At 73.2% G+C, this 14,885-nt stretch carries 12 protein-coding genes and 1 pseudogene; 5 read left to right on the forward strand and 8 right to left on the reverse strand.

Annotated elements, in window-relative coordinates:
- The first annotated feature begins 45 nt into the window (after window positions 1–45).
- Window positions 46–900 carry an SDR family oxidoreductase gene (locus ACOKM3_RS34450; protein ID WP_426905142.1) on the forward strand — a complete coding sequence of 285 codons (855 nt, stop codon included), beginning with the start codon at window positions 46–48 and terminating at the stop codon, window positions 898–900.
- A 12-nt stretch (window positions 901–912) separates the two neighbouring features.
- Here the strand turns inward: ACOKM3_RS34450 and ACOKM3_RS34455 are convergent, their stop codons facing one another.
- Window positions 913–2,601 (reverse strand): DUF885 domain-containing protein, encoded by a 1,689-nt coding sequence (locus ACOKM3_RS34455; RefSeq protein WP_426905143.1) that lies wholly within the window; start codon window positions 2,599–2,601, stop codon window positions 913–915.
- A gap of 20 nt (window positions 2,602–2,621) precedes the next feature.
- Window positions 2,622–3,119 carry an Lrp/AsnC family transcriptional regulator gene (locus tag ACOKM3_RS34460; protein ID WP_426905144.1) on the reverse strand — a complete coding sequence of 166 codons (498 nt, stop codon included), beginning with the start codon at window positions 3,117–3,119 and terminating at the stop codon, window positions 2,622–2,624.
- A gap of 51 nt (window positions 3,120–3,170) precedes the next feature.
- Here ACOKM3_RS34460 and ACOKM3_RS34465 point away from each other — a divergent pair, with 51 nt between their 5' ends.
- Window positions 3,171–4,442, forward strand: a complete 1,272-nt coding sequence (locus ACOKM3_RS34465) for a trans-sulfuration enzyme family protein (protein WP_426905145.1) — start codon at window positions 3,171–3,173, stop codon at window positions 4,440–4,442.
- Here ACOKM3_RS34465 and ACOKM3_RS34470 read toward each other — a convergent pair.
- From ACOKM3_RS34470 to pdxR, 3 genes are all read right to left on the reverse strand, one after another.
- Complete coding sequence (locus ACOKM3_RS34470) at window positions 4,342–5,643, reverse strand: GNAT family N-acetyltransferase (RefSeq protein ID WP_426905146.1); 1,302 nt, start codon at window positions 5,641–5,643, stop codon at window positions 4,342–4,344. The genes ACOKM3_RS34465 and ACOKM3_RS34470 overlap by 101 nt on opposite strands.
- Window positions 5,644–5,744: 101 nt before the next feature.
- Window positions 5,745–7,328, reverse strand: a complete 1,584-nt coding sequence (locus tag ACOKM3_RS34475; RefSeq protein WP_426905147.1) for an alkaline phosphatase D family protein — start codon at window positions 7,326–7,328, stop codon at window positions 5,745–5,747.
- 125 nt (window positions 7,329–7,453) lie between these two features.
- On the reverse strand, window positions 7,454–8,893 hold the full coding sequence (pdxR, locus tag ACOKM3_RS34480) for a MocR-like pyridoxine biosynthesis transcription factor PdxR (RefSeq protein WP_426905148.1): 1,440 nt from the start codon (window positions 8,891–8,893) through the stop codon (window positions 7,454–7,456).
- Window positions 8,894–9,074: 181 nt separating this feature from the next.
- Here pdxR and ACOKM3_RS34485 point away from each other — a divergent pair.
- Window positions 9,075–9,863, forward strand: a pseudogene (locus ACOKM3_RS34485) (EamA family transporter); the annotation flags it as partial.
- A 99-nt stretch (window positions 9,864–9,962) separates the two neighbouring features.
- Here the strand turns inward: ACOKM3_RS34485 and ACOKM3_RS34490 are convergent.
- On the reverse strand, window positions 9,963–10,793 hold the full coding sequence (locus ACOKM3_RS34490; protein ID WP_426905149.1) for an alpha/beta fold hydrolase: 831 nt from the start codon (window positions 10,791–10,793) through the stop codon (window positions 9,963–9,965).
- Between the two features lie 158 nt (window positions 10,794–10,951).
- On the opposite strand from ACOKM3_RS34490, the gene sigJ reads away from it, so the two are divergent.
- Window positions 10,952–11,833: an RNA polymerase sigma factor SigJ gene (gene sigJ / locus ACOKM3_RS34495; RefSeq protein ID WP_426905150.1), complete on the forward strand. Its 882-nt coding sequence runs from the start codon at window positions 10,952–10,954 to the stop codon at window positions 11,831–11,833.
- Between the two features lie 225 nt (window positions 11,834–12,058).
- Entirely contained in the window at window positions 12,059–12,820 is a 762-nt protein-coding gene (locus ACOKM3_RS34500; RefSeq protein ID WP_426905151.1) for a GntR family transcriptional regulator, read from the forward strand.
- An 84-nt stretch (window positions 12,821–12,904) separates the two neighbouring features.
- Here the strand turns inward: ACOKM3_RS34500 and ACOKM3_RS34505 are convergent, their stop codons facing one another.
- Window positions 12,905–14,062, reverse strand: coding sequence for an ROK family protein (locus ACOKM3_RS34505; RefSeq protein ID WP_426905152.1), 1,158 nt, complete (start codon window positions 14,060–14,062; stop codon window positions 12,905–12,907).
- A gap of 153 nt (window positions 14,063–14,215) precedes the next feature.
- Window positions 14,216–14,866 carry a response regulator gene (locus tag ACOKM3_RS34510; protein ID WP_426905153.1) on the reverse strand — a complete coding sequence of 217 codons (651 nt, stop codon included), beginning with the start codon at window positions 14,864–14,866 and terminating at the stop codon, window positions 14,216–14,218.
- Window positions 14,867–14,885: the final 19 nt, after the last annotated feature.

Genomic DNA, 14,885 nt, shown 5'->3' on the forward strand with positions numbered 1-14,885 from the left:
GAAACCGCGTGCGCGCACCGTAGGCCACCCGGCATGATCCATGGCATGCCGAAGATGCCGCATCCCACGTCCACCGAACTTCGCCGCGACCCCCTTCCGCTGCGTGGCCGCACCGCCCTGGTCACCGGGGCGAGTCGGCGCGGCGGCATCGGGTTCGCCGTGGCCCGGCGGCTCGCCGCGTACGGGGCGAGCGTGTATCTGCACCACCACGTGGCCCATGACGAAGCCATGCCGTGGGGCGGGGACCGGCCCGCCGAGGTGGCCGACGCCGTGCGGGCCGTGCGTGGCGTACCGGATGCCGTCGTGGCGCACGGCCCGGCGGATCTCACCGAAGCCGACGCCCCCGCGCGGCTGATCCAGGACGCCGCCGAAGCGCTCGGCGGGCGGCTGGACATCGTCGTCGCCAACCACGCGCTGAGCGGCTGCGACGGCACGCTCGACACCATCGACGCCGCCATGCTGGACGCCCACTGGGCCGTCGACGCCCGCTCCGTGGTGCTGCTCGTCCAGGCCTTCGCCCGGCACCGGGCAACCACGAACACGGCGGAAGCCGGCGGGCGTGTCGTCATGATGACCTCCGGGCAGGACATCGCCGACGGCATGCCCGGCGAGATCGCGTACGCCCTGCAAAAGGGCGCGCTCGCGTCGATCACGCGCTCTCTCGCCACCACCCTCGCCCCGCAGTACGTGACCGTGAACACCGTCAACCCCGGCCCCGTGGACACGGATTACCTGGACGGGGAGACGTACGAATCCATCGCCGAACTGTTTCCCGCCAAGCGGTGGGGGATGCCCGATGACCCGGCGCGGCTCATCGCGTGGCTGGCCACGGACGAGGCCGCGTGGATCACCGGGCAGGTCATCGACTCGGAGGGCGGCTTCCGGCGCACCCTCGTGTAGGGCCTCCAGGCGCTACAACTTGGAGAGCTCGTCCACCAGGTCGTCGAGCCCCAGCGACCCCTGCGACAGTGCCGCCATGTGCCACGCCTTCGCGTCGAAGGAATCACCGTGCGCCGCCTGCGCGTTGGAGCGCCCGAGCAGCCACGCCCGCTCGCCCAGCTTGTAGCCGATCGCCTGGCCCGGGATCGACAGGTACCGGGTCAGCTCGCTCTCCACGAAGTCCGCCGGACGGCTGCTGTGCGCGCCGAAGAACTCCTGCGCCAGCTCGGGCGTCCACCGCTCGCCGGGGTGGAACGGCGAGTCCGCCGGGATCTCCAGCTCCAGGTGCATGCCGATGTCGACGATGACCCGGCAGGCCCGCATCATCTGCGCGTCCAGGTAGCCGATCCGGGTCTCCGCGTCCGTGAGGAAACCCAGTTCGTCCATCAGCCGCTCCGCGTACAGCGCCCAGCCCTCCGCGTTCGCGGAGACGATGCCGAGCGTCGCCTGGTAGCGGGACAGGTCACCGGCCACGTGCGCCCACTGCGCGAGCTGGAGGTGATGGCCGGGCACGCCCTCGTGGTACCACGTCGACACGAGGTCGTAGACGGGGAAGCGGGTCAGGCCCATCGTCGGCAGCCAGGTGCGGCCGGGGCGCGAGAAGTCCTCCGACGGCGGCGTGTAGTAGGGGGCGGCGGCGCTGCCGGCCGGCGCGATGCAGGACTCCACCTGCCGTACCCGGTCGGCGAGTTCGAAGTGGGTGCCGTCGAGCGCGCCGATGGCCTCGTCCATCAGCTTCTGGAGCCACTGCCGCACCTCGTCGACGCCCTCGATGTGCCGCCCGTGCTCGTCGAGGTGCGCGAGCGCCACCCAGGGCGTCTCGGCTCCCGGCAGGATCTTCTCGGCTTCCGTGCGCATCTCGGCGAGCAGCCGGTGGAACTCGCTCCAGCCGTACGCGTACGCCTCGTCCAGGTCGAGGTCCGTGCCGTTGTAGTAGCGCGACCAACGCGCGTAGCGCTCGCGGCCCACCACGTTCGGCGCGCCCTCGACGGCGGGCGCGTACACGTCCCGCATCCAGTCGCGCAGTTCGACGGTCGCGGCGTCCGCGGTGCGCGCCGCCTCGGTCAGCTCGGCGCGCAGCGACTCGGGGCCCGCGGCGGCGAACTCCTCGAACCAGCCCTGCCACTCGCCGAGTTGGCCGATGAAGGTCTCCGTCGGCCGCGGCGCCGCATACAGCTTCCGGTCCAGGCCGAGCGCGAGCGTCTCCCGGTAGCCGGCGAACGCGGCGGGCACCGCGCGCAGCCGCTCGGCGATCGCCGCCCAGTCCTCGTCCGTGTCGGTCGGGGTGACGGTGAACACCTCGCGCGCGTTGTGGATCGGCGAGCCCAGGTTGGAGACCTCGCGCAGGTGCTCGTCCGCCTCGTGCACCGCGAGCGCGGCGGTCAGGCGCTCGCGCAGCAGCCGGGCGCAGCGCCGCTCGACGTCGCTGTCGGCGCCGGGCGCGCGCTCCGCCTCGTCGAGCCTCGCGAGGGTCTCGCGCGCGAGGTCCGCGACGGCGGTGAGGCCGGCGGGAGACAGGTCGGGCAGCTTGCTGTGGGCCTCCCGGACGCCCAGGAAGGTGCCCTCCACGGGGTCGAGGGCGACCATCTCGTCGACGTAGGCATCGGCGATCTGCCGGGGCAGTAGGGCTGCGGAGTGCTGAGAGTTCGGGATGTGTGGCATGCGACACATCCTCGTACGAGTCATGGGGTCGCGTCACCATGATTCGCCGCGGGCGGAAGCAGTGGCCCGCATTCCCACTGCTGGAAGATCAACCGGGTCTCGACGCGTGCCACTTCGGGGCGCGCGGTGAACGAGTCGAGCACAAGGCGCTGGAGGTCCGCCATGTCGCGGACGGCGACGTGCACCAAGTAGTCGTCGGGGCCGGTCAGATGGAACACGGTGCGCGCCTCGGGCAGGGCCCGGACCCGCTCGACGAACGGCCCGACGAGCTCCCTGCGGTGCGGGCGCACCTGCACCGACAGCAGCGCCTCCAGGCCGCGCCCCAGCTTCGCCGGGTCGAGCCGCAGCACATGCCCGAGGATGACGCCGCCGCGCCGCAGCCTGTTCACCCGGTCCAGGCAGGTGGAGGGCGCGACACCGACCTGCGCCGCCAGATCCCGGTAGGTGGTGCGGGCGTCGTTCTGCAAGAGCCGCAGTATGTCCAGGTCGACCGGATCGAGTACGACGGAGTCGGTCATCCGGCGAACGTAGCACGGGAGTTGAACCACCGACCCCGCCCGTTGTTCAGGATGCCGGTCATGGATACGCACTGGGACACGAGCGGGGCCCGCACCCGCGCCTTCGCCACCGAGGCCGTGCACGCGGGCCGCGACGACCTCGCCGCCCTCGGACTGCACGCCCCGCCCCTCGACCTGTCCACCACCTACCCGTCCGCCGACACCCGCGCGGAGGCGGCCCGCGTCGACGCGTTCGCCGCCGACGGCGCCCTCGACGGCGGGCCGCCCGTCTACGGCCGCCTCGGCAACCCGACCGTCGCCCGCTTCGAGACCGCCCTCGCCCGCCTCGAGGGCACGGACAGCGCGGTCGCTTTCGCGAGCGGCATGGCGGCGCTGACGGCCGTGCTCCTCGCACGCGTCGCGGCGGGCCTGCGCCATGTCGTCGCGGTCCGCCCGCTGTACGGGTGCAGCGACCACCTGCTGACGGCGGGCGCGCTCGGCTCGGAGGTGACGTGGGTCGACCCCGCCGGGATCGGCGACGCGATACGGCCCGACACCGGGCTCGTCCTGGTGGAGTCGCCGGCCAACCCGACGCTCGCGGAGGTCGATCTCGCGGCCGTCGCGCACGCCTGCGGATCGGTGCCGCTGCTCGTCGACAACACGTTCGCGACGCCCGTACTCCAGCGCCCGGTCGAGAACGGCGCCCGGCTCGTCCTGCACAGCGCCACGAAGTACATCGGCGGACACGGGGACGTCCTCGGCGGCGTCGTGGCCTGCGACGAGGCGTTCGCGCGGGAGCTGCGCAAGGTGCGGTTCGCGACCGGCGGGGTGCTGCACCCGCTCGCCGGCTATCTGCTGCTGCGCGGCCTGTCGACCCTGCCGGTACGGGTGCGGGCCGCTTCCGCGACGGCCGCGGAACTCGTCCGGCGGCTGGCGGGGGACCCGCGTGTCACCCGCGTCCACTACCCGCGGATCGGCGGCGCCATGGTCGCCTTCGAGGTGGCGGGCGACCCGCACGCGGTGACCGCCGGGGTCGAACTGATCACCCCGGCGGTCAGCCTCGGCAGCGTCGACTCACTGATCCAGCACCCGGCCTCGATCAGCCACCGCGTGGTCGCCGCCGACGACCGCAGGGCGGCGGGCGTCGTCGACCGGCTGCTGCGGCTCTCGGTCGGCCTGGAGGACGTCGAGGACCTGTGGGCGGACCTGGACCGGGCGTTGGGCCGCCCGGCAGGCCCCCGCGTCACTGCGGCTGCTCGGCCCGCCCGTACTCGTCCTCGTGCGCGGTCGGAAGCGCGGACGGAAGCAGGGACGCCACCGGTGCCGCATCGAGCCGGGCGGTGATCACCAGCGTGCCCTCCTCGATCTGGTAGTCGAGGGGCAGGCCGAGGCCGCGCATCGCCGCGACCATGCCCGTGTTGGCCGACTGCGTCACCGCGTACACGCTGGCGCAGCCCGCCTCGACGGCCATCGAGACCAGGCGGCCGAGGAGTTCGGCGCCGATGCCGCGGCGCTGCCAGTCGTCCTCCACGAGCAGCGCGACCTCGGTCTCGTCGCCGTCCCACAGCAGGTGTCCGAGGGCGACTATCCGGCCGGAGGCCGTCTGTGCGGCGAGGGTGCGGCCGTGGCGCGGGCTGAGCAGGTGGTTCAGATAGCGGTCCGCGTCGGCGACGGGCCCGTGGTAGCGGCGGGCCAGCGTGGCCGGGGAGCACCGCTCGTGCATCGCCCTCGACAGGGCGAGGTCGCCGCTGTCGGCGCGCCGCACGGTGATGTCGTTGCCCTCGGGCAGCGTCAGGACGTCCTCGCCGTTCGGCACGCGCGGGCCGAGCCGGGTGTCCAGCTCCACGAGGGCGCGGGCGCGCGCGAACTCGGTGGGCGTGAACGGCAGATACGGCCGCTCCACCGTGATCATCCCGCCCTCCGGGGTGCGCAGCCGCAGCGCGGTGTCGTCGAAGCCGCCCTCGACCGGCGCGCCGCCGGCGGCGGTGGCCGCCTTCGCCGGCAGCGACTTGATTGTGCAGCGCCCCAGCAACTGGCGCAGGGCGAGCGGGAGTTCGGCGGCGTCGAGGGCCGTGCGGGTGGCGAGACCGAGGACGCGGGTGGGGGCGTCCACCAGGTCGTGGGCGTCCGCCCGCTCGACCCAGGTGTTGGCGCCGCCCGCGCCCGCGACGGCCTCGGTCAGCGCGCCCGAGGTCAGCTCCTCGGGCGTCCGCAGCAGGAACTCGTCAACGGTGCCCTCGGCGAGCGGGTGCGTCTGGAGGCTCAGGATGTCGACCCGCTCGTGGGCGAGGACCGTGCACAGTGCGGCCAGCGACCCCGGCTCGTCGCGCACGGTCGTCCGCATCCGCCACAGCGTGCTGCTCGCCGGGTCGAGCGGCCCGGCCGCGGCCTCCGGGGAGGCGGGCGGCCGGGCGCCGGTATCCGCCGTGGGTGGCGCGTGCTCCTGGCGTCGTGACCAGAGCAATCGGAACCCGGCGGCGGACGTGGCGAGCAGGGCCGCGGCGCAGCACAGGACAACAGCGACAACATGCGTCTCATTAGTCATGCATCCACTGTGCAGGACCGGTGTTGCGTGATCACAAACGCTTTGTGACCGACGGGTTAAGCGTGCTTATGTCGGATTTTGGGTGCTGGGTGGCCGACGGGTCACTGTCCCACCCGTCCCGGCTGCAACGTCTGCGAGAACAGCACGTCGCCGCCCTCCTGTCGCAGCCGTACGGTGAGTTCCCCGCTACCGCCGTCGATCTCGACCTCCCCGAAGTACGGCGGGGTCTCGGCCGGCGAGGTGTTGTTGCGGTCCGGCGCCTTGATGAAGACCTGCCGCGGGCCGAACGTCCCGTCCAGCTTCAGCGCCTTGAACCCGCCCGCCGCGAGCGGCCCCGACACGAACTCCCAGAACGGCTCGAAGTCCTGATACGCCGCGTTCGACGGCTCGTAGTGCTGCGCGGACGTGTAGTGCACATCGGTCGTCAGCCACAGGGTGCCGGTGATCCGCTCGTGCTTGATGTGCCGCAGCAGCTCGGCGAGCTGCAACTCGCGGCCGAGCGGCGCGCCGGGGTCCCCCTGCGCCACCGCCTCGAAGTTCGCGCTGCCGTCCGGGACGACGAGGCCCAGCGGCATGTCGGAGGCGATCACCTTCCACACGGCGCGCGAGCGCGACAACTCCCGCTTCAGCCACGCGAGCTGCTCGGCCCCGAGAATCCCGGTCGTGTCGTCGGCCTGCCGCCCCGGCGAGTTCGCGTTGCGATACGTCCGCATGTCGAGCACGAACACGTCGAGCAGCGGCCCCTGCCGCAGCACCCGGTACACCCGGCCGTCGGCGTCACCCGGCGGCAGCGTCGAGACCGGGAAGTACTCGCTGAACGCGCGCAGCGAGCGGGCCGACAGCACGTCGACGTTCTTCTCGGTGTAGCGCTCGTCGCTGAGGATCTGGCCGGGGTACCAGTTGTTGTGCACCTCGTGGTCGTCCCACTGCGTGATGGTGGGGACCTGGGCGTTGAAGCGGCGCAGGTTCTCGTCGAGCAGGTTGTAGCGGAACGCGCCACGGAACTCGGCGAGAGTTTCGGCGACCTTGGACTTCTCCTCGGTGGTCACATTGCGCCACACCCGCCCGTCCGGCAGCGTCACGCTGGGCAGGATCGGGCCGTCGGCGTAGATGTTGTCGCCGCTGCACAGGAAGAAGTCGGGGTCGAGGGCGCGCATGTCCTCGTACACGCGGTAGCCGCCGCGGTCCGGGTTGATGCCCCAGCCCTGCCCCGCGATGTCCCCGGACCACAGGAACCGCACCCCGTCCCGGCGCGACACGGACGCCGTACGGAAGGTCCCCGCCACGGGCTCGCCGGTGCGCCGCGGGTCGTCCGGGTCGGCGAGCCGCACGCGGTAGTGGATCTGCTCGCCGGGCGGCAGGCCGCGCAGCCGGGTCGTCCCGGTGAAGTCGGTGTCGGGGCCGATCAGCGGCCCCCGCCATCTGTTCACCTTCTTGAACGACTCGGTGGCCGAGGTCTCCACGACCATCCGCGCGGGCCGGTCGGAGCGCACCCACACGAGGCCCGAGTGCGCGCCCACGTCACCCGCCTGGACGCCCCAGCCGGCCTTCGGACGCCCGGAGAGTGCGAACGCGGGCGCGGCGGCCCCGCCGATCGCCGGAAGGGCCAGCGCCGCCGACGTGGCGAGCGCACCGCGCAGCACCCCGCGGCGGCCGGGCTTGGAAGTTTGCGGACGGTCTGACATGGACGCCTCCAGTGACGGTCTCGACGACAGCGCGGTGCCTTGGCCTGCACGCGGCGCCGCGCTGCCACTCCTACTGCGGTGCCACGGCGCGCACACGAACCCCAAGTGAACAACTGTCCCCACCATCAAGGGAACCTGGCGCGCAGGGCGGCGTGCGCCAGTAGGCGTACCCCTTCGGTGATACGGGCCGGGGACAGCTGCGCGTAGCCGATCACCAGGGACAGTCCGCCGCTCGTGCCGCCTCCGTAGTGGCCGAGCGGGCGGACGGACACCCCGGCGGCCGAGAAGCGGTCCAGGAGCTGCTGATGCGGGCCGAAGCGGTCGGGGAGCGTGGCGATGGCGTGCAGGCCCGCCGCGATGCCGGAGACCTCGGTGCCGGGCAGGTGCTCGTGCAGCGCCGCCACCAGGGCGTCGCGGCGTTCCTTGTACGCGCGTTGGCAGCGGCGCAGGTGGCGGTCGTAATCGCCGCGCTCGACGAAGCGGGCGAGCACCGCCTGGTCGAGGGCCGGGTTGCCGAGGTCCATGTAGCGCTTGCGTGCGACGACGTCGTCGGTCAGCGCGTCCGGCACGATCAGCCAGCCGAGCCGCAGCCCCGGCGCCAGCGACTTGCTCACCGATCCGGTGTACGCGACGTGCTCGGGGTCGAGCCCTTGCAGCGCGCCCACGGGTGCGCGGTCGTAGCGGAAGTCGCCGTCGTAGTCGTCCTCCACGACCAGACCGCCCACCCGCCTGGCCCAGGCGAGGAGTTGTGTCCTGCGGCGCGCCGAGTACGCGATGCCCGACGGGAAGTGGTGCGACGGAGTGGTGATCACCGTGCGGACCCCGGACTCACGCAGAGGGCCCATGGCGAGCCCCTCCTCGTCCATCGGCAGGCGCACCGCCCGCGAGCCCACCGTCGCGAACAGGTCCTCGAACTGCGGGCTGCCGGGGTTCTCCACGCCGATGGCGTGCTGCCCCCGCGCGCGGAGCACGATGCCGAGCAGCGTCACCGCCTGCGTCACCCCGGAACACACGATGATCCGCTCCGGGTCCGCCACCACACCGCGCCGCCGGACGAGCAGCTCGGCGAGGGCCGTACGCAGGCGCGGGAGGCCGCGCGGGTCGGGGTAGCCGAGGGTGTGGTGCGGAAGGTCGAGGAGCACCGCCCGCTGCGCCGCCGACCACGCCGCGCGCGGGAACAGCGACAGGTCCGGTGATCCTGCGACGAAGTCGGCCCGGGCGCCGGTCGAAGGGCGTGGCGCCAGATCGCTCGCGCCCGGCGCGGCCGCCCGCGCCGCCTCACCCACCCACGTCCCGGCGCCCCGCCCGGCGCGCAGATACCCCTCGGCGGTCAACTGCTCGTACGCCTCCGTGACAAGACCCCGCGACACCCCGAGGTCCCGCGCCAGATCCCGGCTCGACGGCAGCCGGGTGTCGGGCGCGAGCCGCCCCGAACGCACCGCCTCCCGCAGTGCGGACTGGAGGGCACGACCACGCGCGCGTGCCGGGGCGGACGAGGCGGGCAGCAGCAATTCCCAGGCAGGGGTGGGTGATTCGCGGCCTTCCGGGGCGGGCGGCTGTGTCATACCGGGACCCTACGGTGACCTCCCGGGTGTCCGTGACGGGTCCCTGAATGGCTCCTGATTGGACCCTGAGCGGCCCCTGATTGGCCCCTGGTCGGTCCCTGACCGCTCCGCGATTGGTCCCCGATACGGCCGCGCGAATGGACCTCGTGACGGACCACCCGCCGTCCCTAACGTCGCCTCCATGAACGCCACTTCACTCCGAGGCTCCCTGCTCGCCACCCTCGCCTGCGTCCTCGTCGGCGGCTCCTTCACCGCCAACAGCGTCCTGGGCCACTACCCGTACGCCGGCGGCCAGTTCATCCGCTACGCCGTCGCGTGCCTGCTGCTCCTGCCGCTGCTCGGGAGGGGCGGCCTGCGCCCGCTGCGGCGGCTCACGCCGCGCCAGTGGGGCCGGCTCGCGCTGCTCGCCGCCGTCGGCATGGTCGGCTTCAACCTCGCGGTCCTCGCCGCGGAACGCTCCGCCGAACCCGCGGTACCCGGCGTCTTCGTAGGATGCGCGCCCGTGGTCGTCGCCGTCCTGGTGCCCCTGTTGAGCGGGGTGCGGCCCCAACGGGCCGTGCTGTACGGGGCGTTGCTCGTGGCGGCCGGGGCCCTGACGGTTCAAGGGTGGGGGCGTACGGACGTCGCCGGGATCGCCTTCTCCGTATGTGCCCTCGCGGGCGAGGTCGGGTTCGCGGTGCTCGCCGTGCCGGTGCTGCGCCCGCTCGGCCCCCGGCTGCTGGCCTGCACGGTGTGCGGGATCGCCGCGCTGGAGGCCGCCGTCGTGGGGATCGTCGTGGACGGCGGTGCTTGGCTGCGCAGGCCGGACGGCGCCGAGTTCGCGGCCCTGGCGTGGCAGGCCGTGGTCGTCACGGTCGTCGGCTTCGTGTGCTGGTACATGGGCATGCAGCGGATCGGCGCCGAGCGGGCCACGCTGTTCTCCGGGCTCATCCCCGTCGCGGCGGCCTGCACCGCGCCGCTGGTCGGCTCCGGGACGTACGGCATCGCCCAGGGCGCGGGCAGCGTGCTCGTCGCCGCCGGTGTCGCCCTGGGCTCGGGTGTGTTCGCGCGCCGTTCAGCGGCTGTCGCCTCACCGGCTCCCGTCGAGGATCACCCGCGAGACGAGCGCCGGATCGTCGTTCATCGGGACGTGCCCGCAGCCGGGAAGCTTGATCAGGCGGGCCCCCGGGATGACGTGCTTGGCGCGGATGCCCTGGCGGCGCACGAGGAGACGGTCGCTGGTGCCCCACGCGATCGTGACCGGCAGCTCCTGGATGTCGTCCCGGAACAGCACCGAACGACCGGCCTCCAGCGTCTCCCGGAACCCGGTGGCCTCCCGCAGGGCCAGCGTCTCCGCGACGACCGCCTCGGGTGAACGGCGGCCGGGCCGCGCGTAGATGGTGCTGGTGAGCGCCGCGCGCCCCGCCGCGGAGCGGGAGAGCCGCTCGATCACCGGCACCGGCATGGCCCGCGCGCCGGCCCGCATCGCGAGCAGCGTCCCGAAGGCGTAGCGCCGCTCGGCCCCGGACCAGAACCCGGCGGGGGAGAGGGCCGTGACGGACCGTACGAGCTTCTCCCGGCCGAGGTCGAGGGCGAGCAGCCCGCCCAGCGAGTTCCCCGCCACATGCGGCCGCTCGACCCCTATGTGGCGGCAGAACGCGTCGAGGACGGGGACCACGCCCGCCAGGTCGTACGCGAGCCCGTCCGGCAGCGCGGGCGACTTCCCGAACCCCGGCAGATCCACCGCGATCACGTCCCGCTCCGCCGCGAGGATCGGCAGCACCGGCTGCCAGGCCTCCCAGTGGTGCCCGATCCCGTGCAGCAGAAGCAGCGGCTCACCGGTGCCCGCGCGCTCGTACGCGAGGCGCACGGTGTGGGTCCCTCCGGCGCTCTCGATGCTGAAGGACGCCTCTGTCACCATGTCGCTCGCTCCCTGTCCCCGCCACGCCGCGACGGTCTCCTTAGACTCCTTGTCAGCAACAATTACCGCTCAGTAGCCCGCAGTTCAAGGGGCACAGCCGAACCGAAGCGGCGGGGCGCCCGCTGGACAGCGCCCGACGCGTCCTATGGGATGGGTGGGTGGCCACCGACACAGAGATCGATGACTTCGAAGAGCACCGCTCCGTCCTCATGGGCGTGGCCTACCGCATGCTGGGCCGGGTAGCCGACGCGGAGGACGTGGTGCAGGACGCCTGGCTGCGCTGGTCCCGCGCGGACCGGGCCGACGTCCGTGAACCGCGCGCCTACTTGGTGCGCATCACCACCCGGCTCGCCATCGACCGGCTGCGGCAGGCCCAGGCGCGCCGCGAGTCCTACGTAGGGCCGTGGCTGCCAGAACCGCTCGTCACCGACTTCGGGCCCACGGTGCCCGACACCGCCGAACAGGCCGTGCTCGCCGACTCCGTGTCGCTCGCGGTCCTCGTCGTCCTGGAGTCCCTCTCGCCGCTGGAGCGGGCGGTGTTCGTGCTGCGGGAGGCCTTCGGTCTTTCCTACGCGGAGATCGCCGGCACGCTGGAGCGCGGCGAGGCCGCCGTGCGGCAACTCGCGACGCGCGCGCGTAAGCACGTGGACGAGCGCCGGCCCCGCTTCGACGTCGACCCGGTCCAGCAGCGCGACCTCACCGAGCGCTTCCTGGCCGCCGCCACCGAGGGCGACCTCGAAGGGCTGATGGCCATGCTCGCCCCGGACGCCCAGCTCGTGGGCGACAGCGGCGGCAAGGCCAGGGCGCCGCTGCGGGTCATCGAGAGCGCCGACAAGGTGGGCCGGTTCGTGCAGGGCGCCGTGCGACAGGGCGGCGCCGAGGGCTTCGAGCTGGACATCGTGGAGTTCAACGGAACGCTCGGCGTGCTCGTCACCGTGGACGGCAAGCCGGACGCCGTCCTCCAACTCGGCCTGGGCGAAGGCCGGATCCAGCAGATCTACATCGTGCGCAACCCGGACAAGCTCGGAGGGCTCGGCTAGCCGCCGCTCCGCACACCTGGTCAAGGCCCGCTCCCGTTGCGCAAACGGGGGCGGGCCTTCCGTGTTCCGCCCTGTGTGCGCCGCGTTCCGCCCTGTGAGAACCGGACGCCGATTGGTATTGACCAAGTTCCGAGAGCAGTCCTACGCTCGCAGGGATAAGGCAGGAACCTTTAATAAACAAGGGCGATAAAAACCTGCCAGGGCGCGGCTGTTGCGGAGGACAGGGTGGGGACCACGCAGTTGGAAGCGGCTCCGGAGCCGAAGTACTGGCACCTGAAGACCGTGCTGACCGATGCGCTCGACTCCGAGTTCGCGGTGGGCGAGATCCTGCCGAACGAGCGGGACCTCGCGGCCCGCTTCGGCGTCGCCCGCGCCACCCTCCGTCAGGCCCTGGAGCAGCTGGAGCTGGAAGGCCGGCTGCAGCGCCGCCGCGGCGTCGGTACCACGGTCGCGCCGCCCCGCATGGGCGTCGCCGTCGCGTCGAACGACCGGGACTGGCCGGGTGGCAGCGCGGACGCGTGGCAGGCCGTCGACTCCACGTTCGAGGTTCCGCCGGGCGCCGTCGCCGCGGCCCTGGAGACCGCGCCGGACGAGGAAGTGCACGTCCTGCGCCGCACGCGGGTCTCGCACGGCCAGCCGGTCGCCGCCGAGCTGCTGTACGTCCCCGTGGGCTCGGCCCCCGACCTGACGGCCATCGACGCCGCGTCCGGCGCCGCACGCGCGCGTGCGGTCGTGCGCGAGCTGCAGCGCCTCGGGCTCGACGGGGAGGACCGCGCGGTCGAGCTGGGCTCGGCGCGCGCCGACGACGCGAAGGAGCTCGACCGGCTGCCCGGCGCCCCGGTCCTCGTCGTCACGACCCGCTACTTCAGCCGCGGGGCGACCGCCGCCGTCTCGGTGGCGACCTACCGCGCGGACACCTGCCGGCTCACCTTCGGTGACACGGCGGGCGTGGAGATCCACCACGCTCCGCAGACGCGGGCTTCGTAGGGCTCGGCTTCGCTTCGTAGGGCTCGGTTTCGTAAGGCTCGGGCTTCGTAATGATGTGGGCTCCGGCGCGCCGCCCGCCGGTGCCTACCGGCGGGCCGTAACCGTGCTTTCCGTAGCGAAGAGTTCCTCTTCCACATGGTCGAGCGCGAGCCGCAGCGCCCCCGTGGCCACCGCCGCCTCGCCCAGCGTCGACAACGCCACCCGCGGGGGCCGTAGACAGTAGCGCTCGAGCTCCCGCCGCAGCGGTTCGAGTACGCCGTCGAGCCCCGCGGCCCAGCCGCCCACGACGACCAGCTCCGGATCGAGCGCGAGCACCAGCGCCGCGACATCGTGCACGAGCCGCTGAAGGAACCGCTCGACCGCGGCGGACGCCCGGTCGTCGCCCTCGCGCGCCAGCGTGAACACATGCGCCACGGCGAGCTCGTCCAGCGGGTGCAGCGGCTCGCCCGTGGTGGACAGCAGCGCCTCGGGCCGCACCTCGCGGCCCAGCAGGTGCAGCGCGCCGATCTCCCCGGCGGCGCCCCCGAAGCCACGGTGCAGGCGGCCGCCGATCAGGGCGCCGGCCCCGGGACTCAGCCCGGCGAGGACGAACACCATGTCGTCGGTCTCCGCCCCGGCGCCCTGCCAGTGCTCGGCCACGGCCGCCGCGTTCGCGTCGTTCTCCACGAGGACCGGGCACTTGAAGGAGCGCCGCAGTCGTTCGCCGAGCGGAAGCCCGGTCCAGCCCGGCAGCGCGGTGCCGAGCCGCACCGTCCCGTCCGCCTGCACGATCCCCGGGCTGCCGACGCCGACCGCCCACAGCGAGCCACGGGCGACGCCCGCGCGGCGCAGCAGATCGGCGACGGTGCCGCGCAGCTTTTCGAGCCGCTCGTCCACCGACGCGGCCTCGTCGACCTCCTTGGACGCCGAACCGAGCACCCTGCCGTCGAGCGCCGAGAGCACCGCGGTCACCCGGTGCGCGCCGATCTCCAGGCCGAGCAGATGCCCGGCCTCGGCCCGGAAGCGGAACTTGCGCGCGGGCCGGCCCTGCCGCCGCGCGCCCGGCTCCTCGACCGTGGTCTCCACGACGAGCCCGGCCACGATGAGCCCCTCGACGACGCCCTCCACGGTGGGCCGGGACAGGCCGGTGACGCGGGTGACCTCGGTGAGCGTCGCGAAATCGGTGGAACGCAGCGCGTGCAGCACCACCGCGGAATTGATCCGCCTGAGCAGAGAGGGGTCTCCGCCGGTCAGCCGCCCCACCGTCGTCCTCCCCGCAGTCGCGCGTGTTCGCCGGATGGTACCCGCAGCCGCCGACACCGGCGAGAGTCGGGTGCACCTCTGTGACGTACGGTGCTCAGCCGGGCGCGCCCGGAACGGTGCAGGTCGGGCCTCGACAACGGTGCGGGTCGGGCCTCAACCCGGCGCCACGAACCCCGACTCGTACGCCGCGATCACCGCCTGCGTCCGGTCCCGCGCGCCCAGCTTCGTCAGCACGGCACTCACGTGGGACTTGACCGTCTCGGTGCCGACGACGAGGTCCGCGGCGATCTCCGCGTTCGACAGGCCGCGCGCCATGAGCCGCAGCACCTGCTCCTCGCGTTCGGTCAGCGCCGCGCGCTCCAGAGCCGCACGGGCCGCCGAACTCCCGTACTCCGCCGCCAACTTGCGGACCGCGGCCGGGAACAGGAGCGACTCACCCGCCGCGACGAGGCGCACCGCGTGCACGATCTCCTCGGGGCGTGCCCGCTTCAGGAGGAACCCGTCGGCGCCCGCGCGCAGCGCCCCGTACACGTACTCGTCGTTCTCGAACGTGGTGATCACGAGGATCTTCGGCGGCCGCTCCGCGCCGCGCAGCACCGCGCGCGTGGCCTCGATCCCGTCGAGCAGCGGCATCCGGACGTCCATGGCGACCACGTCGGGCCGCAGCTCACGGACCAGGGGCACGACCGCGGCGCCGTCCGCCGCCTCGCCCACCACCGTGATGTCCGGCTGCGCTTCGAGCACCGCGCGCAGGCCCGCGCGGACCAGCGGTTCGTCGTCTACGAGCAGAACGGTGAGCGGCACGCCGCCAGACTAGATCACG

The sequence above is a fragment of the Streptomyces nidicola genome (assembly GCF_050106155.1).
Classification (GTDB): Bacteria; Actinomycetota; Actinomycetes; order Streptomycetales; family Streptomycetaceae; genus Streptomyces.